Origin of the sequence: Bradyrhizobium sp. GCM10028915, assembly GCF_042666195.1 — a bacterium.
GTDB lineage: Bacteria > Pseudomonadota > Alphaproteobacteria > Rhizobiales > Xanthobacteraceae > Bradyrhizobium > Bradyrhizobium canariense_D.
Genome location: NZ_JBHTFN010000044.1, coordinates 598840 through 617630 on the forward strand (window position 1 = coordinate 598840; position 18791 = coordinate 617630).

The following is an 18791-nucleotide window of genomic DNA, read 5'->3' on the forward strand; positions in this document are numbered from 1 at the left end:
GGTGACGCGACGGTCCACCTGATTCGGGGGTGAGGGGAAGGCCGAAACACCGTCTCTCGCGCCTTGCCGAACCGAAAGCCGGAGGACCGAAGCGGCGCGCGGAATTGTCACTCCGCAGCGTCGCGAATGGTCCTTCAGAATTGGTCGGCACAGTCTGGCGCATCAAGCGTCGGCCCGTATGAAACATTGGGCGGCGGGGCCGCCCCTCAATCAGTTGCTGTTGGCCAGGCATGGCGCGAGCGCGCTCGCCTTGGGGTATTACGAACCGCTCCCTTGGGATTAAGGGACCGGGTAACGGGTTGCGCCGCTGTCAGAACCGTCCCGGAAACGTGTTGGTAACCGAGGACCGTTCCGCCGCCGGGGCTTGCCCCGCTCCACCTTGCTGCCGCGCACCGCGCTGGACTTAGAGGGGAACGGAAAAACGCTGGAATTCCCAAACCTTGAGAGTTCCGGCGCTGCACCGGGAGGCTGAATGCGACACAACCGGAAATATCGGCCGTCAGCATTCCGTACATACGTGGATTGGGCCATCCGTGCAAGGAGCGTCGCACGGCGGTCACAGTCAGCGAGTTTCGCGTATCTTGTCATTAAGGATCGTTTAACCCTGTGGTTCTATTGCGTTAAAGAGGCTGCTCGGAGGCACGGAATCGGTGGCGAGCCGCGCAAATCAAAGGATCCTGCTGGGATGCGTGCTGCTCTGCGCGGCGGCATTGCCGTGTGCTGATTCCTCGCGCCTGAAGGCCGCGGAAAGTCAGCCTCAACTCCCTGTTGCATCAGCGAATTTCCCAACGGCCTCGGCCGCCCGACTGGCCGGGGACGGCAGGCAGACTCGCTTTGTCCTCGACATCGATCAGACCGTTAGCTTCCGCGCAGTCACTCTGGCCGACCCGTATCGGGTGGTGGTCGACGTTCCCCAGGTCAATTTTCAACTTCCCGCCGGCACCGGGTCCGGCGGACGCGGACTGGTCAAGGCCTTCCGCTATGGGCTGGTGATGCCCGGAGGCTCCCGAATCGTGTTCGACCTGACGGGCCCCGCCAAGATCGCCAATTCCTACGTGGTGGAGGCTGCCAACGGCCAGCCGGCGCGGCTGGTGCTCGAAATGGAGGAGGTCGAGCGCACCGCCTTCGTGCCGTCGCTGGCTCCGGAAAACCGTCCTGAGCTGCGGCCGGCTATTGCCGATCCGCCGCCCGCGACGGTTCCCGCATCTGCCCACCCTGAAGCCGGGCAGAAGGCCGATGGCCGCGCGGTCGTCGTCATTGATCCCGGCCATGGCGGCATCGACAACGGCACGCAGTCGAGCGGCGAGAGCGAGAAGAATCTGGTGCTGGCCTTTGGCCTGGCGCTACGCGAACGGCTGGAAAAGACCGGCAAATATCGCGTGGTGATGACCCGAGACGACGACACCTTCATCCCGCTCAACGACCGGGTCAAAGTCGCCCGCAACCTCAAGGCGGCGTTGTTCGTCTCGATCCATGCCGACGCGCTGCCGCGCGCCGAGGGCGATGCGCAGGGCGCGACCATCTACACGTTGTCCGACAAGGCCTCCGACGCCGAGGCGCAGCGGCTGGCGGATGCGGAGAACCGGGCGGACGCCATCGCTGGCTTCAACCTCGCCGAGGAGCCGACCGATGTCGCCGACATCCTGATCGATCTCACCCAGCGGGAAACCCGTACCTTTTCAAGCCGTTTTGCCCGCCTGTTGATGGGCGAAATGAAGTCGACGGTGCGGATGCACAAGCATCCCCTGAAGTCAGCCGGCTTCCGGGTGCTGAAGGCCCCCGACGTGCCGTCGGTCCTGGTGGAGATCGGCTATGTCTCCAACAAGGGCGACCTCGAGCATCTGGTCTCCGAGGGATGGCGGTCGCGTGCCGTGGGCTCGATGGCGCAGGCGATCGATGGATTTTTGGCCAAACGGATGGCCACGGCCGGATCGTCGAATTGACGACCGGGGGATCGTCATATTGACGACCCGGGGATCGTCGAATTGAGAGTGATTTTCCGTCCCGCCGCAAAAGCCCTAGTTTGGCCACAGCGGGCGCTTTATAAAAACGCCGCAGGGGGTTCCGGAATCGGCGAGAATCCCGCTCGGCAAGCGCCTTGAGTCCGGCACTAATAGTATTGAGTAAAGCCGGTGAATTCGCGATGGTTTGGTGCCTGTTTCTGGTGCCAGGGCTGATCTTTGGGCTGATCCAGAGTTTGAACGGATAAACAGATAATGCGCTTGCTGGTGCGGTTCATGGGCTTCCTGTTCGCCGCGGGAACGGTGTTGTTCCTTGTCGGGGTCGGTGCCGTCGCAGGCCTGATCTGGCATTTCTCCAAGGACTTGCCGGACTACTCTCAGCTTCAGGATTACGAGCCGCCGGTGATGACCCGCGTGCACGCGACCGACGGCTCGCTGCTCGGCGAATACGCCAAGGAGCGGCGGCTGTACCTGCCGATCCAGGCGGTGCCGAAACTCGTGATCAACGCCTTCCTTGCGGCCGAGGACAAGAATTTCTACGAGCATGGCGGCATCGACTACACCGGCATGGCGCGCGCCGGCGTGGTCTACATCCAGAACTACGGCTCCAACCGCCGTCCGCAGGGCGCTTCCACGATCACCCAGCAGGTCGCCAAGAACTTCCTTCTGACCAACGAGGTCTCCTTCGCCCGCAAGATCAAGGAAGCGTTGCTGGCGATGCGGATCGAGAAGACCTACTCGAAGGACAAGATCCTCGAGCTTTATCTGAATGAAATCTATCTGGGCCTTGGCGCCTACGGCATCGCAGCCGCGTCGCTGGTTTATTTCGACAAGTCGGTGAACGAGCTGACCGTGGCGGAAGCGTCCTATCTCGCGGCGCTGCCGAAGATGCCCGCGACGCTGCATCCTGTCCGCAACCGCGACCGCGCCATCGAGCGCCGCAATTACGTGATCGATCGTCTGGTTGAGAACGGCTGGGTCAAGCAGGCCGATGCCGACAAGGCGCGCAAGGAGCCGCTGGCCGTTACCAGCCGTTCCAACGGCGCCCACACCTTCGCCGGCGAATATTTCGCCGAGGAAGTGCGCCGCGACATCTTCGAGCGTTATGGCGAGAAGAAGTTATACGAGGGCGGTCTCTCGGTCCGCACCACACTCGATCCCAAGATTCAGGTCATGGCGCGCAAGACCATGGTCGCCGGTCTCGTCAACTATGACGAGCAGCAGGGCTATCGCGGCGCCATCAGCAAGCTCGACATTTCTGGCGACTGGGGCGTGAAGCTCGCCGAGATCAAGTCTCTGTCCGATATCTCGCCATGGCGCATGGCCGTGGTGCTGGAGACCAGCGACCAGTCGGCGCGCATCGGCTTCCAGCCGAGCCGCGAACTCGGCGGCGCCATCAGCAAGCAGCGCGAGACCGGCCTCATCACGCTCGACGGCATCAAATGGGCAAGAGCGGCCTCTGGGGCTGCGAAGGGCAGGGCGGCGAGCGCGGTGTCGCAGGTGCTCCAGCCCGGTGACGTGATCTACGCCGATCCGCTCTACAAGGACGCCCAGCCTGTCGAGGGCCAGTACCGCCTGCGCCAGATCCCCGAAGTGTCCGGCGCGATGGTGGTGATGGACCCCTGGACCGGCCGCGTGCTGGCGATGGTCGGCGGCTTCTCGTTCGACCAGAGCCAGTTCAACCGCGCCACGCAGGCCTATCGGCAGCCCGGTTCGTCGTTCAAGCCGATCGTCTATTCGGCTGCGCTCGACAACGGCTATACGCCTTCGACTGTCGTGCTCGACGCCCCGATCGAAATCGATCAAGGCCAGGGCGCGGGCGTGTGGCGGCCTGAAAACTTCTCCTCGGGCAAATTCCAGGGGCCGGTGACGCTGCGCAACGCATTGCGGCAGTCGCTCAACACGGTGACGGTGCGCCTCGCCCAGGACATCGGCATGCCCTTGATCGGCGAATATGCCCGCCGCTTCGGTGTCTATGACGAACTGCCGAACTATCTGTCCTACGCGCTCGGCGCCGGCGAGACCACGGCGATGCGCATGGTCACGGCCTATTCGATGCTCGCCAATGGCGGCCGCCGGGTGAAGCCGACCCTGATCGACCGCATCCAGGATCGCTACGGCCACACCATCTTCAAGCACGACCAGCGCGAATGCCGTGGCTGTGACGCGCCCGGCGGCTGGAAGAACCAGAACGAGCCGCAGCTGATCGACCGCCGCGAGCAGGTGCTGGATTCCATGACCGCCTATCAGATCACCGAGCTGATGGAAGGCGTGGTCCAGGCCGGTACCGCGACCGTGGTCAAGCAGGTCGGCAAGCCGATCGCCGGCAAGACCGGCACCACCAACGAGGCCAAGGACGCCTGGTTCGTCGGCTTCTCGCCCGACGTCGCCGTTGCCATCTATATGGGCTATGACAAACCGCGTCCGCTCGGCAAGGGCAACGCCGCGACCGGCGGCCATCTCGCAGCTCCCATCGCACGCGACTTCCTCCAGCTCGCGCTCGCCGACAAGCCCGCGGTCCCGTTCAAGGTGCCGGCCGGCATCAAGCTGGTGCGGGTCGTCGCCAAGTCCGGCATGCGCGCCGGTCCGGGCGAGACCGGCGGAACCATTCTCGAAGCCTTCAAGCCGGGCACGGCGCCGCCGGATAACTACTCCGTCATCGGCGTTGCCGATGCCGATGGGCGAGGCGGCGTGCCGGCGTCGCAGCAGCAGCAGCCGGATTCCGGTTTCTTCATGCGGCCGGGCACCGGCGGGCTGTACTAAGGCCTAGGACAAGACAAACGTTCGTCGCCGCGGCGGTTGCGCTTTGCAGCCGCCGCCGCTACATCCCGTTGTCATTAGACGCGGAAAAATTCCGCGAGACCAGAGAACCACATGCGCGCCGAAATCGAACGGTTGGTAGAAGAGATCAAGCAGTCTGTCGGGCTGCTGAGGAGGCATCTTTGACGTCGAGAAATCGACGGCGCGCCTCGCTGAGCTGAACAAGCTCGCAGAAGATCCCAATCTCTGGAACGATCCCCAGAAAGCCCAGAAATTGATGCAGGAGCGCACCTCGCTTGAGGATGCGCTCTCCGGCATCGGCAAGGTCGAGCAGGAGCTCGAAGACGACATCGGCATGATCGAGCTCGGCGAAGCCGAGGGCGATGAGGGTGTTGTCAAGGAAGCCGAAGCCGCGCTCAAGACCCTCAAGAAGGAAGTCGCCCGGCGCGAGCTCGAGGCGTTGCTGTCGGGCGAGGCGGATAGTTTCGATTCCTATCTCGAAGTGCATGCCGGCGCCGGTGGCACCGAAAGCCAGGACTGGGCCCAGATGCTGCTTCGCATGTACTCGCGCTGGGCCGAAACCCACGGCTTCAAGGTCGAGGTGCTGGAAGAGTCCGAGGGCGAAGAGGCCGGCATCAAGTCCGCGACCATCCAGGTCTCCGGCCACAATGCCTATGGCTGGCTGAAGACCGAGGCGGGCGTGCATCGCCTGGTGCGGATCTCGCCGTTCGATTCCAACGCGCGGCGGCACACCTCGTTCTCGTCCGTCGCTGTGTTTCCGGTGATCGACGACACCATCAAGATCGACATCAAGGAATCCGACGTCCGCGTCGACACCATGCGCTCCGGTGGTGCCGGCGGCCAGCACGTCAACAAGACCGAGTCCGCGGTGCGGCTGACGCATATCCCGACCGGTGTCGCCGTGGTCTGCCAGGCCGGCCGCTCGCAGCACAAGAACAAGGCGCAGGCCTGGGACATGCTCCGCGCGCGGCTTTACCAGATCGAGCTGAAGCGGCGCGAAGAGAAGGCCGCCGCCGACCAGGCCGCCAAAACCGACATCGGCTGGGGCCACCAGATCCGCTCCTACGTGCTCCAGCCCTACCAGATGGTGAAGGACCTGCGCACGGGTGTGCAGACCTCCGACACATCAGGCGTGCTCGGTGGCGATCTCGACGACTTCATGGCCGCGACCCTGGCGCAGCGCGCCTTCGGCACTCCCGGCGCCGACATCGAGGACGTCGACTGATGCCCCGGATCGCCTTCATCGGGCTTGGGCGGATGGGCCATGGCATGGCCGGCCGCTATCTCGATGCTGGCTTCACGGTGACGCTGTGGAATCGCAGTAAAACAAAAGCGGAAGACCTGATCGCGCGCGGCGCGCTCTGGGCGACCTCGCCTGAGGACGCGGCGATCGACGCCGACGCCGTCGTGACCATGGTCGCCGATGATGAGGCCTCGCGTGCGGTCTGGCTCGGGCCCGAGGGCGCAGCCAAGACCGCGAAGGCCGGCACCATTGCGATCGAATGCTCCACCGTCTCCTATGACCATGCGCGCGAGATGGGCCGCGAGATGAACGCTCGCGGGCTGATCTATATCGATTGCCCCGTGACGGGATTGCCGGATGCGGCCGCGAGCGGAAAGCTGACCTTGCTCGTTGGTGCCGATGCCGCCGATCTCGAACGCGCGCGGCCTTATCTGACGCCGATCGGCTCGACCATCCGCCATTTCGGCGCGGTCGGCTTCGGCACGGTCTACAAGCTGATCAACAATCTGATGGGCGCGATCCAGATCGCCGGCCTCGCCGAGGGGCTTGCCATTGCCGAGCAGGCCGGGCTCGACATGAACCTCGTGCTGGAGTCGATTCAGGCTGGCGTGGCCGCGAGCCCGCAGGTGCAGCGTCATTCCAAGCGCATGGTCTCCCGCGATTTCTCCGGCGCGACATTCACGGCAGCGCTGCGGCACAAGGATGCCGCCTACGCGGTGAAGCTCGCCGAGAGCCTGCTGGCCGACAAGCCGCTGGTCGCGCGCGCCGCGGTGGAAGCCTACGCGCAAGCGAAGGCCGCGATGCCTGACGACGACGAAGGCAAGATGATCGAACTGGTGTCGCGGCCGAAGAAACCGTCCTAGCGGCCGCATCGACATGGGGCAGCCTCGTTCGGAACGCGGTCTCGGCATTGCCCTCGTCATATCAGCTGCGATTGCCTGGAGCACGGCGCCGTTCTTCACACGTCTGTTGCCGTTCGATCCCTGGACCATTCTGTTCTGGCGCGGCGTGTTCGGCGGCAGTCTGATCTCGGTGTTTCTCGTCGTGATGCAGGGACGCGGCGCGCTGCGGCAATTGGTGGCGCCGGGACGCGGCGGCTTGCTCGTCGCCTCATTGTCCACGCTCGGCATGGTTTCCTTCATCCCCGCGCTCCAGATGACCAAGGTGATGAATGTGGCTGTGCTGATCTCCACGCAGCCGTTCGTGGCCGCGGCGCTGGCGTGGCTGTGGCTTGGCGAAGCCGTAACATGGCGTACCCTGATCGCGAGCCTCGTTGCCTTTGGCGGCGTCGCCATCACGGTCGGAGGCATCGAAGCCGGGGCTGATGTTGGAGGCGTGGCGCTGAGTTGCCTCATGGTACTCGCCATCTCGGCGATGACGGTTGTGATCCGACGCTACCAGGAGACATCGATGGTGGCAGCGGCGGCGTTGTCGAATTTCCTGGGAAGCCTCGTCAGCCTTCCGTTTGCGCACGACCTCGTCCATATCGACAGCGCCAACCTCGCGATCCTCGCGATGTTCGGCTGCTTTCAGGTGGCGCTGGGGCTGACATTCTACATGCTCGGCTCGCGCCTCCTGCCGTCGAGCCAGGCTTCCCTGATTGCGACGCTGGAAACGCCGCTGATGCCGTTCTGGATCTGGATTGCCTTTCGCGAGATACCTGCTGTCCACGCCCTTGTTGGCGGTGCCCTGGTCATTGGGGCGGTGGTTGCGGATATCGCGGTTGACGCGCGAAGTCGCGATCGATCCTGAATCTCGCCCTTTACCCGGAAATCGGGTGGCAATTCTGGTCGCGCAGTCCTAGCAGATCGGACCATCGCTGTGAGACGCCCATGTCCCCGAACGACAACCGTATCGACGCGCGCGACTGGTCGCTGCTCACGGTGCTCTCGGTGCTCTGGGGCGGCTCGTTCTTTTTCAACGGCGCGGCGCTGCGGGAATTGCCGCCGCTCACGCTGGTGCTTTTGCGCGTTGCACTTGGCGCCGCCATTCTGCTACCGCTGCTCCGTATCCAGGGTATTGGCTTTCCCAAGGGCATCGCCGGCTGGAAGCCGTTCGTCGCGATTGGGCTCCTCAACAACGTCATTCCGTTCTCGCTGATAGTGGTCGGCCAGACCTTCATTCCGAGCGGGCTGGCGTCGATCCTGAATGCCACCACGCCACTCTTCACGGTCATCGTGATGGCGGCGGCAGGCGAAGAGGCTTTGCGGCTGCGGCGCGTCGTCGGCGTGGCACTGGGTCTCGCCGGCGTGATCATCCTGCGCGGATGGGGCGTCGAGACACGGGCGGGGCAGGGGCTCGGCATCCTGCTCTGTCTCGGTGGCGCCTTGAGCTATGGCTTTGCCGCGCTGGCGGCGCGGCGGTTGTTGAAGGACGCAGCCCCGCTGGGGACGGCCGCGTTTCAACTGATGGCTTCCACGGTGATGATGGCGATCGTCGCTGGCGCAATGGAGCAGCCGTGGCGTTTCCCAATGCCGGGCGTGACGATTTGGCTGGCGGTGCTTGGCCTTGCCGGGTTGTCGACGGCGCTCGCCTATATCGTCTTCTTCCAGATCCTGCGGCGGTCGGGCGCGACCAATGTGATGCTGGTGACACTGCTCATTCCCGTCACCGCCATTCTTCTGGGATGGCTTGTGCTGGGCGAGCCGATCTGGATGCGAGAGATCGCGGGCGCGATCGTGATCGGCAGCGCATTGCTGGTGATCGACGGGCGCGTTCTGGACCTGCTGCGGCGCGGCACATAGTTCTGGAGCGCTCGTTTCATCTCACGGAAAATCGCGGCGCTTGCCAGCCGTAAGCGAGCTTGCGACACTCTCGGCAAAACAAGACTACAAAACAGGGGAGAGAACGATGCTGGGTCGTCGCAATAACCTTGCTGCCCTCGCCATTCTTGCTGCCGGCGTGCTCGTCACGACGCCGGCCCTGGCGCAGAAGAAATACGATCCCGGCGCCACCGACACCGAAATCAAGCTCGGCAACATCATGCCCTATAGCGGGCCGGCGTCGTCCTATGGCGTGATCGGCAAGACCGAGGCCGCGTTCTTCAAGATGATCAACGACCAGGGCGGCATCAACGGTCGCAAGATCAATTTCATCAGCTATGACGACGCATATTCGCCGCCAAAGGCGATCGAGCAGGCGCGCAAGCTGGTCGAGAGCGACGAGGTGTTGCTGATCTTCCAGCCGCTCGGCACGCCTTCGAACTCCGCCATCATGAAATACATGAACGCCAAGAAGGTGCCGCAGCTCTTCGTCGCCTCCGGCGGCACCAAATTCGGCGACCCCAAGAATTTCCCTTGGACCATGGGCTTCCAGCCGAACTACCAGAGCGAGGGGCGGATCTACGCGAAGTATATCCGCGACAACTTCCCCAACAGCAAGATCGCAGTTCTTTGGCAAAACGACGATGCTGGCAAGGACCAGTTCAAGGGCCTGAAGGACGGACTCGGTGACAAGGCCGATATGATCATCGCCGACAAATCCTATGAGGTCAGCGATCCCTCGATCGACTCGCAGATCGTTGCGCTTCACGATTCCGGCGCCGACATCTTCTTCTCATGGGCCGCGCCGAAAGGCTCGGCACAGGCGATCCGGAAGGTCGGCGAGCTCGGCTGGAAGCCAAAATTCTTCCTCGCCAATACGGCTACCTCGATCGCCTCGGTGCTCAAGCCCGCCGGGCTCGACTATGCCAAGGATATCATCTCGACAGCATATTTGAAGGATCCGACCGACCCGACCTGGGACAAGGATCCGGCGGTCGTCGCGTGGCGCACCTTCATGGATAAGTACTATCCCGAAGGGGACAAGACCAACGCCAACAACCTTTATGGCTACGTCCAGGCGGAGGCGATGGCGCAGGTGCTGAGGCAGTGCGGCGACAATCTCACCCGTGACAACGTGATGAAGCAGGCCACCAGCCTGAAGGATTTTCACACCGACCTGATGCTGCCCGGGATCATGGTCAACACTTCGGCCGACGATTATTTTCCGATCGAGCAGATGCAGCTGATGCGCTTTAACGGCCAGGCTTGGGAGTTGTTCGGCGACGTCATCACCGGTGAGGTCGGCCACGAGCGCGGCCAATAGTCAGGGCTGGCTCCGCGGCGGGCCAGTTGCCTGGTGTGATGAAGACGGGGCGAGCCTGCCGAAGCGTTGCGATTGCGAACGAAGCTGCGCACCTCGTCGTTCCCGGCATCCGTCCGCTTATTCGGTGACGAGATCGGCGGCGCGTTTCGCCTTCTTGCCGGTATTCTTGACTGTCTCGTCTCCGACCTTTTCGGCCTTGGCGCGAAGCTCACATTTGGTGCGGATCTCGTCGAGCTCGTCGTCGGTCAAATGCTCAATTCCCACGAAGGAATTTTGCACCGCGCTCACCCGGATCAGTTCGTCGAGCTTCACCTGAATGGCCGCGCTATCGCGATTCTGGGAATTCTGAATCAGGAAGACCATCAGGAATGTCACGATGGTGGTGCCGGTGTTGATCACCAACTGCCATGTGTCGGAGTAATGGAAGATGGGACCGGTGACCGCCCAAACCAGGATGATGCCGGCTGCAATCATGAATGTCAGCGCTCGCCCGGCCGCTTGAGATGTTCGGTTAGCAATATCGCTGAAGAGTTGAGCCGCGTTGTTACGTGGCTGGTCCGCTTTGCCCTTGGCCGGACGAGCTTTCGTATGGGTCTGTTGCATCAGAAGATCGCGCCATTGAGGACCTGCGACCTAACGCGAAGGGAACTCCGAAGTTCCGCCATGTAAACCTGGGACGAGACGAGCGCGCTCTCAACGAGCCTAGCCCGCGCTGAGTCGCACGCCGGCGCGCAAGAACTTCTGCGGATCGACCGCTTCGCCGTCGATCCGGGTTTCATAGTGCAGATGCGGCCCGGTGGAACGGCCGGTCGACCCGACGAGACCAACGACCTGGCCGATTCTCACGATCTCGCCGACCCGGACATTGATCTCGGAGAGATGGCCATAGCGCGTCGCAAGGCCATTGCCGTGATCGACCTCGATCATGCGGCCGTAGCCGCCGGACCAGCCGGCCGAGACGACCTTGCCGTTGGCGGTGACGCGAACGGGATCGCCGCTCGCGGCGCGGAAGTCGAGCCCGGTATGCATCGCGGGCCGGCCGAGGAACGGATCGCTGCGCACGCCGAAGCCGGAGGTGAACTCGACCTCGCCGATGACGGGCTTGCGATAGGGCACGAGCGCGAGCGTGCGATTGAGCCGGTCCATCTCGGCTCGGGTGTTGTTGATGCGATAGAGCTGCTTCTCGAACGGCCCCGAACTGGCGGTGATTTTAACAGGCACGAACGGCCCGCCCATCGCGGTGCGCGGCACGGCGGCTTCGAGATTTGCGAGGTTCAGGCCGAGATCGCTGACGACGCCGCGCATCCGGCGCATGCGCGAATCCATGCCTTCCTCGACGGCGTTGAGCGCCGCCATCTGGCGACGCTCGACCTGGTCCAGCGAGGTCGTGAGCCGAACGACGACGTTGTCGAACCCCTGGTTCTTGGCGAATTGATTGACGGGCGGAGCTGCGAGGGTCGGCGCGCGCGATTCGAGCCGCGCTTCGCGATCCGGCGGCGCCACGAAGATCACGGTGTCGCTGATCGGCGAGGGCTTTGGCGTGCCCTGCGTCGTCTGGCTGGCATCGCCACGCTGCGGGGTGGAACGTGGAATCGATCCGGTCACGTCCGGCATGGACCCGAGCGCCGTGGCACGGGACTCCAGCGCCGTCTGGCGCTTCATGATCTGGTCGAGCTTCTGGTCGAACTGCTCCTGGTCGAGCAGCTGCCGGCTGGTGGTGCGGTCGACCTTGGCGCGCAGCTCGGCGATGCGGTCCTCATAGGCGTATTGCATCTCGGCCTGCCGGGCGATCAGCCGGGTGAGGACGTCGTCGCGGAAGGCGAAATAGGTCGCGGTTGCGGCCGACCAGAGCCCGAGCAACACGACAGTGCCGACCACGATCCAGAACACCACAGGTCCCAGGCGAACCTGCTTGCCGTGATGCACGATGGTGTAGGCGTCGTCGGTGTCCGGAAGGGGAAGCGCGGTTGCCACTGCGGCGGCACGGCGATGAAAGGCCCGTCCATGGTCGTGCGGGTGATGTTGGGGGTACTGCGAGAGTTGGGCAGAACTTTTCGACATCGGCACTCCCGCGCCGATCGGATGAGTCCGTGCGGCCTAATTGCCGCGGCAATCTGGGCCGGTCATGGTTAATTTTCCGGAAACGGAACCCCTTGAATTTAAATGATTGGTTAAAGGCTCCTTGCGGCTTCCAGCACCTCGTCGGCGTGGCCTTCGACCCGGACATTGCGCCAGATCCGCGCGATCTTGCCGTCGGCGCCAAGCAGCATCGTGGTGCGAAGAATTCCCAGGAAGTTCTTGCCATACATGGACTTTTCGCCCCAGGCGCCGTAGGCCTCCAGCATCTCGTGCGTCTCGTCCGAGATGAGGGGCACGCCGAGACCGTGCTTGTCCCGGAACTTGTCCTGAGCCTTGACCGGATCGGCGGAGATACCGAGCACGGCGGTGCCAGCCTTGGCGAAGGCGCCGGTGAGCCGGGTGAAATCGATGGCCTCCCTGGTGCAGCCCGGCGTGTCGGCGCGGGGGTAGAAGAACAGGACCAGCTTCTGGCCGGTATAATCCGACAGCGCGACGACGCCGCCGCCGTCGCGGGGCAGGCGGAAGGCGGGAGCCTTCTGCCCCTCAGCCAAGCCGGCCTTCGCCGCCGTTTCAGGCGCGGATGCCGATTTGGAAGAATTTAACCGTTTCGATGCGGCCTTATGCGATGCTGTCCTTGCTATGGTCCCAGTTGATTTGCTCGCCGGTGTCCGCTGTGTTTTCGCGAGCTTGGTTTGAGTCGCAGCCCGCGCTTTCACGGGCGTCTTTTTAGCCGTCGGAGTGACGGAGGGCGTTTTGGACGATTTCTTTCGGGATTTCTTGGACATACGCCTTCCTTTCGTCGCTTTCGGCGGGTCAACCAAAGCGGTATTGCAGCCCTTTTCCGCTATGCCGGAATCGTGCCCTCGGCGGGGCGAGTCTGACGACGCCGGAGTCTGGTTACAAGGAATTCCACGCACCACCCCACTGCTCGTTGAACGCGCTCCCGGGGCGACATGACGAACAGAAGGAATATTCGAGGTATGGCGGCAATGCCGGCGCGGGAAGCTTCGCTTCCCGTCGACGGCTGCGGCCCCGGCGGCGCACAATCCCACGACGGGCGCCTGTATCGAGAGGCAATGGCAAGGAATACGTCGCCCCAGGATTACAATCGGGATTTGGATCGGCGCGGCAGCCAACCAGAGCAGCAGCAATGGGACGACGCCGACTGGGATCCGGATCAGGAAGCGGCGGCGGGCCATCGGGCGCGCCGGCTGTTGTCGCGTTCCAATTCGGGCTTCCATCGCTTCGCTGACGGGTTTGGGCCGTTGCGCCGCTGGTTGGGCGGCGGTCGCTGGCTGAAGCGCGTGGCCGTGGTCGTCGGTGTCCTGGTCGTCATCTTCGTCGGCTGTTTCGGCGCGCTGTGGTGGCGGCTCGGCGCCGGTCCCATCAATCTCGACATTGCGACGCCGTGGCTCGCGGCCGCGATCGAGGACAATATCGGTCACGGCAACACCGTGGAGGTCGGCGGCACGCAGATCGAGCGGGCCGGGCGGATCCGCATCGCCGTGCGCATCCGTGATATCGTCGTGCGCGACCACGATCACGTCATTGTCGCCACCGCGCCGAAGGCCGAGGTGAAGCTGTCGGGTGCGGGCCTGCTGATGGGGCATCTGCGCGCCGAAAGCCTCAACCTCGTCGATGCCGAGCTCGCAATCCGGATCGCGCCTGACGGCACCGTCACGGTATCGGCCGGCGACACCGCAAAGCCGCTCGCAACCGGCGTCGCCTCCAAAAGGGACGCGGGACTGCCGCCGACTTTCCCGCGCAACGGTGTGCCACCGCCGCCATTCGCCACCGAGCCTGCGACCTCCGACGCACCGCAAGCCGCGCCCCAGGCCACGTCCCCGACTGGCATTCTTCAGGGCCTCGACTGGCTCGACAGTCTGAGCATGACCGGCCTCGACGGCCAGAATCTCAACGAGATCGGCCTGAAGAACGGCAATCTGATCGTCGACGACCAGCAGCGCGGCAGCAAATGGACGTTTGAGAACATCACGCTCAGCCTGCGCCGACCGAGCCGTGGCGGCGTCGCGCTCAGCCTCGGTGAAGAGGGCGCGCGTCCGTGGTCGTTGCGTGCCACGATCGGCCCCACCGAGAACGGCGTGCGCTCGGTCGATATCCGCGCCGACAAGGTCTCGACCGCCAACATCCTGCTGGCGCTGCGGGTGAAGGACCTCACCTACACCGCCGACCTGCCGCTGACCGGCGAGCTCAAGGGCGAGCTCGGCCGCGACGGCGTGCCGACCTTCTTTCGCGGCAAGATCACGGTCGGTGCGGGCAACATCATCGACACCGATACGCCCGATTATCCGATGGCGATCGACTCGGCCGAGATCAATGTCGAGTGGGACGCCAACCGGCGGGTGCTGGTCGCTCCGTTCAAGGTCCTCTCGGGCGCGAACCGCCTGACGCTTCTGGCTCATGTCGAGCCGCCCAACGGCACCGTCAATGACTGGCAGCTCGGTTTCAGTGGCGGTTCGATCCTGCTCGGCGGCATCGACAACGAGCCGCCGCTGGTCTTCAACCGTATTGCGATCGGCTTCCGCTTCGACACCGACCACAAGAGGCTGCTGTTGACGCAGGCCGATATCTCCAACGGAGAGATCGGCGTCGCCGGCACCGGTGCCATCGACTATTCGGGCGAGCCGCGGCTGACATTGGGTTTTGCGGGAACGCCGATGTCGGCCTCGGCGCTCAAGCGGATGTGGCCGACCCTTGTCGTTCCCGAGTTGCGCGAGTGGGTGATCGAGCGGATCGAGCGTGGAACGCTCCAGCGCATCGAGATCGGCGTTAATTCGCCGACGAAGAATCTTCCGCGCAAGGGCCCACCCATTCCCGACGACGGCTTGTCGGTCAATATCGTGGCGAGCGGTGTCACGGTTCGCCCCGTCGATGGCCTGCCCGTGGTGCACGATGCCGATTTGAAGGCGCGCGTGACCGGCCGCACCGCGACGGTGAATATCGGGCAGGGCATTGCCGATACGCCGGCGGGGCGCAAGGTCACGATTTCCGACTTTGTTTTCGAGGTGCCCGATATGGCGCCCAAGCCGTCGCCGTCGCGGACGAGGTTTCGTGTCGAAGGTCCGGTGCCTGCGGCCGCCGAAATGCTTTCCAACGATCGCTTGAGCGATCTGTCGTCGACCGTCATCGATCCCAATACTAGCAAGGGGACGTTCTCGGCGAACGTCCAGCTTGGGCTGCCGGTCAAGGGCGAGCTGACCAAAGCCGACACCACCTACAGCGTTACGGCCGATCTCAACGGTTTTGGTGCCGACAAGCTGGTGATGAACCAAAAGCTGGAGGCCAACAACCTCAAGATCGTCGCGAGCAACCAGGGCTATCAGGTCAAGGGCGACGTCAAGATCAACGGGCAGGCGGCCTCGCTCGATTACCGCAAGCCGGCCGAGGGCGATGCGGACGTCAAACTGCAGACCACGCTGGACGATGCGAGCCGCGCGCGCCTCGGATTCGATCTGGGTCCCGCCGTCAGCGGATCGGTGCCGATCAGGCTGTCGGGCAAGATCGCCGGGGGACCCGACCAGACGACGAAGCTCGGCATCGAGGCCGACCTGACCTCGGTCAAGCTCGACAACATCCTGCCCGGCTGGGTCAAGCTGCCGGGCAGAGCGGGCAAGGCCAGCTTCAAGGTGGTGCCGACGGCGCAATCGACGCGTCTGGAGGACATCGTCATCGAAGGCGGCGGCGCCTCGATCAAGGGGGCGCTCGAGGTCGATGCCAACGGCGAGCTCATGAACGCGAACTTCCCGACCTACGCGCCATCCGACGGCGACAAGGCCTCACTGAAAGTGGAGCGCAGCCAGGACGGCGTGCTCAAGGGTACGATGCGCGGCGACGTATTCGACGGCCGCGGCTTCCTGAAGTCGGCGATCTCAGGCAATTCCAAGGACGATGCCAAGAGCAAGACGAAGAACCTCGATTTCGACATCGACGTGAAGCTCGGCGCCGTCATGGGTTTCAACGGCGAGGCGATGCGCAGCGTCGACGCCAAGATGTCGCGGCGCAATGGTGCGGTCAAAGCCTTCACGCTGAGCGGCAGGATCGGAAAAGACACGCCCGTGGCAGCCGACCTGCGCGGCGGCCGCGCCCAGGGCAACCGCGAGGTCATCTATCTCCAGACCAGCGATGCCGGCAACTTCCTGCGCTTCACAGACACCACCAACAAGGTCTTCGGCGGCCAGATGGTGGTGGCGATGGAGCCGCCGACGTCCGAGCCTACGACACGGGAAGGACTGATCAATGTGCGTGACTTCTCGGTCAAGGGAATGGAGCAACTCGATCGCGTCGCGGCGGGGGCTCCCAACGGCGCCCAGAACGGCGTAGCCTTCACGGCGATGCGCGCGGAGTTCACGCGGCAGAACGGCGCGCTCACGATCCGCGACGGCGTGGTCAAGGGGCCGATGATCGGCGCCACCATCGAGGGCTCAATCGACTTTCCCGGCAACCAGGTTTGTATGAGCGGCACCTTCGTCCCGATGTACGGCGTCAACAACATCTTCGGCCAGATCCCGTTGTTCGGCATCTTCCTCGGCGGCGGCAACAATGAAGGATTGATCGGCGTGACCTACGAGGTCGTCGGCACGCCGGCAGCGCCCGTAATGCGCGTCAACCCGATTTCGGCGATGGCCCCCGGTCTGTTCCGCAAGATCTTCGAATTCAACACCGGCAAACAGAACTCGCCGTTCGAGGAATTCCCGTCGCAGTCGAACGATGGCTCGACCGGATCGACGCGCCAGCTATCGAGCGGCTGCACCCTCGCGCGACGTTAGTGGCGAGGCTACACCTTGGTTTCCGCGCCGCCTTACGCCGCGCGCACGCCCGCCAGGAAAGTCCCGACTTCGCCAGAGAGCTGCTCGGCCTGCTTGGAGAGGTTTGAGGCTGCTGCGAGCACCATGCCTGCGGCATTGCCGGTCTCGTTCGCTGCCGTACTGACGCCCCCGATATTGGTGGTGACTTCCTGGGTTGCCTCGGCCGTCTGGGAGACGCTGCGGGCGATCTCGGCCGTGGCGGCGCCTTGCTCCTCGATCGCGGCGCCGATCGAGGTCGCGATCCGGCTGACCTCCTCGATGGTGGCGGTGATGCCGCCGATGGCGTCCACCGCTTCCTTGGTCGCGCCCTGGATCTGGGCGATCTTGTCGCCGATCTCGCGGGTGGCTTCTGCAGTCTGGCTCGCCAGCGACTTCACCTCCGAAGCGACGACAGCAAAGCCGCGGCCGGCTTCACCGGCGCGTGCGGCCTCGATGGTGGCATTGAGCGCGAGCAGATTGGTCTGCGCCGCGATGCTGGAAATCAGCTCGGCGACGTGCTCGATCTGCTGGGCGCCGTCCGAGAGGGCGCGCACGATGGTGTCGGTGCGGCGGGCGCTGTCCACGGCGCGGCCGGTGACCACGGCGGACTGCGCGACCTGACGGCTGATCTCGGTGATGGAGGAGGAGAGCTCCTCGGCCGCGGCCGCGACCGTCTGGACGCGCTGGCTGGCTTCGGTGGCGGCCGAGCCGACGACGGCGGCGCGGCGGTTGGTGCCTTCCGCGGTCGACGACATCGACTTGGCGGTGACCTCCAGCTCGCCGGAGCCCGAGGCCATCAGGCCGACGAGCTGGCCGACGGAGGCATCGAACCGGTCGGCAAGCGAGATCAGCGCGTCGCGCTTCTCCTGTTCGCTGCGGGTCTTGGCGGCGACCTGCTCCGCCTCCAGCTTGCGGGCCGTCAGCGCGGTCTGCCTGAGCACTTCGAGGGTCTCGGCCATGCGGCCGATCTCGTCGCCGCGACCGGTCTCCTCGACCGCCGTGTCGATGGCGCCTTCGGAAATGGCCTGCATGCGGTTCTTCTGGCGATCGAGCGCGCCGAGCACGTCGCGGGCGATCAGCCAGGACAGTGTCGCCATCAGCAGCATCAAGCCGATGCCAATCGCCCCCAGCTCCAGCGTCAAGGCTCGCACGTCGGCGTCGATGTCGTCGACATAGAGGCCGTAGCTGATCGTCGCGTTCCAGGGCGCGAATTTGCGCGCGAAAACGGTCTTGCGGACGGGCTCCGTCTGGCCGGGGCGGGGGTAGAGATATGAGGTTACGCCGCCCTGAGCAGCCTGGTTGCCGGCCGTTACGATCGCATCTGCGATGAGGACACCGTTGGAGTCCTTGGCGCCCGTGATCTTGCCTTCGAGCTGCTGGTTCGCGCCATTGATCAGGATCGAGGTATCGGCGTTATAGACCACCGGATAGCCTTGGCCGCCATTGAAGCTCATGCGGCGGCCGCGCAGATGGAACTGGATTTTCGCTTCGGCCTGCGTCAGCTTGCCGGCGCCGACCTCCTCTTCGAGTGATTGGGCGAGGTTGTGGAGCATGTCGACCGCGGTCCGCATCTGCTGAACGCGATCCTCCAGCATGCGGCTCTTGCTGAGCACGGACGACACCCCGATGATGGCCGTGACCGTGAGTGCCGAAAGACAGACCATGCTGGCGAGCTTGGTGCGGATCTTGAGGTGACTCAGCAGCTTCATCACGGCCTCGACGGAATGGTTATTGTTGCTCGCGTCGGTAGCATGAAATTCTTACCAATCATGAATGGACGCGTGCGACGGCTGCTGCGCAAGCTGCGTGCGCAGCCGCGTGCGCAAACATGCAGGT

The 18791-nt window shown here is 64.1% G+C and carries 12 protein-coding genes; 8 read left to right on the forward strand and 4 right to left on the reverse strand.

Annotated features, from left to right (window positions below; translation table 11 throughout):
* Window positions 1-650 precede the first annotated feature (650 nt).
* The 7 genes from ACFQX9_RS22955 to ACFQX9_RS22985 all read left to right on the forward strand — a co-directional run bounded on the left by ACFQX9_RS22955 (window position 651) and on the right by ACFQX9_RS22985 (window position 10071).
* Complete coding sequence (locus ACFQX9_RS22955; protein WP_204511084.1) at window positions 651-1943, forward strand: N-acetylmuramoyl-L-alanine amidase; 1293 nt, start codon at window positions 651-653, stop codon at window positions 1941-1943.
* A 273-nt stretch (window positions 1944-2216) separates the two neighbouring features.
* Complete coding sequence (locus ACFQX9_RS22960) at window positions 2217-4724, forward strand: penicillin-binding protein 1A (protein WP_018454472.1); 2508 nt, start codon at window positions 2217-2219, stop codon at window positions 4722-4724.
* Window positions 4725-4835: 111 nt separating this feature from the next.
* Window positions 4836-5967 (forward strand): peptide chain release factor 2 gene (prfB, locus tag ACFQX9_RS22965; protein ID WP_143273426.1). Its coding sequence is split into 2 segments (ribosomal slippage): window positions 4836-4904 and window positions 4906-5967, totalling 1131 coding nucleotides; the frame shifts between segments, so codons are not numbered across the junction.
* Window positions 5967-6848: an NAD(P)-dependent oxidoreductase gene (locus tag ACFQX9_RS22970; protein ID WP_247338036.1), complete on the forward strand. Its 882-nt coding sequence runs from the start codon at window positions 5967-5969 to the stop codon at window positions 6846-6848. The genes prfB and ACFQX9_RS22970 overlap by 1 nt, the downstream gene beginning before the upstream one ends.
* Before the next feature lie 13 nt (window positions 6849-6861).
* Entirely contained in the window at window positions 6862-7737 is an 876-nt protein-coding gene (locus tag ACFQX9_RS22975) for a DMT family transporter (protein ID WP_204511085.1), read from the forward strand.
* 80 nt (window positions 7738-7817) lie between these two features.
* Window positions 7818-8729, forward strand: a complete 912-nt coding sequence (locus ACFQX9_RS22980) for a DMT family transporter (RefSeq protein ID WP_204511086.1) — start codon at window positions 7818-7820, stop codon at window positions 8727-8729.
* 106 nt (window positions 8730-8835) lie between these two features.
* Window positions 8836-10071 (forward strand): ABC transporter substrate-binding protein, encoded by a 1236-nt coding sequence (locus ACFQX9_RS22985; protein ID WP_018454467.1) that lies wholly within the window; start codon window positions 8836-8838, stop codon window positions 10069-10071.
* Window positions 10072-10188: 117 nt separating this feature from the next.
* Here the strand turns inward: ACFQX9_RS22985 and ACFQX9_RS22990 are convergent, their stop codons facing one another.
* The 3 genes from ACFQX9_RS22990 to ACFQX9_RS23000 all read right to left on the reverse strand — a co-directional run bounded on the left by ACFQX9_RS22990 (window position 10189) and on the right by ACFQX9_RS23000 (window position 12935).
* Window positions 10189-10674 carry a low affinity iron permease family protein gene (locus ACFQX9_RS22990; protein WP_204511087.1) on the reverse strand — a complete coding sequence of 162 codons (486 nt, stop codon included), beginning with the start codon at window positions 10672-10674 and terminating at the stop codon, window positions 10189-10191.
* 99 nt (window positions 10675-10773) lie between these two features.
* A complete protein-coding gene (locus ACFQX9_RS22995) occupies window positions 10774-12132 on the reverse strand; it encodes a M23 family metallopeptidase (RefSeq protein ID WP_198957644.1) in 1359 nt (452 codons plus the stop codon).
* 110 nt (window positions 12133-12242) lie between these two features.
* On the reverse strand, window positions 12243-12935 hold the full coding sequence (locus tag ACFQX9_RS23000) for a peroxiredoxin (RefSeq protein WP_377791054.1): 693 nt from the start codon (window positions 12933-12935) through the stop codon (window positions 12243-12245).
* A gap of 204 nt (window positions 12936-13139) precedes the next feature.
* Here ACFQX9_RS23000 and ACFQX9_RS23005 point away from each other — a divergent pair, with 204 nt between their 5' ends.
* A complete protein-coding gene (locus ACFQX9_RS23005) occupies window positions 13140-16937 on the forward strand; it encodes a DUF3971 domain-containing protein (RefSeq protein ID WP_204513931.1) in 3798 nt (1265 codons plus the stop codon).
* Window positions 16938-16969: 32 nt separating this feature from the next.
* Here the strand turns inward: ACFQX9_RS23005 and ACFQX9_RS23010 are convergent, their stop codons facing one another.
* Complete coding sequence (locus ACFQX9_RS23010) at window positions 16970-18664, reverse strand: methyl-accepting chemotaxis protein (protein WP_377790690.1); 1695 nt, start codon at window positions 18662-18664, stop codon at window positions 16970-16972.
* Window positions 18665-18791: the final 127 nt, after the last annotated feature.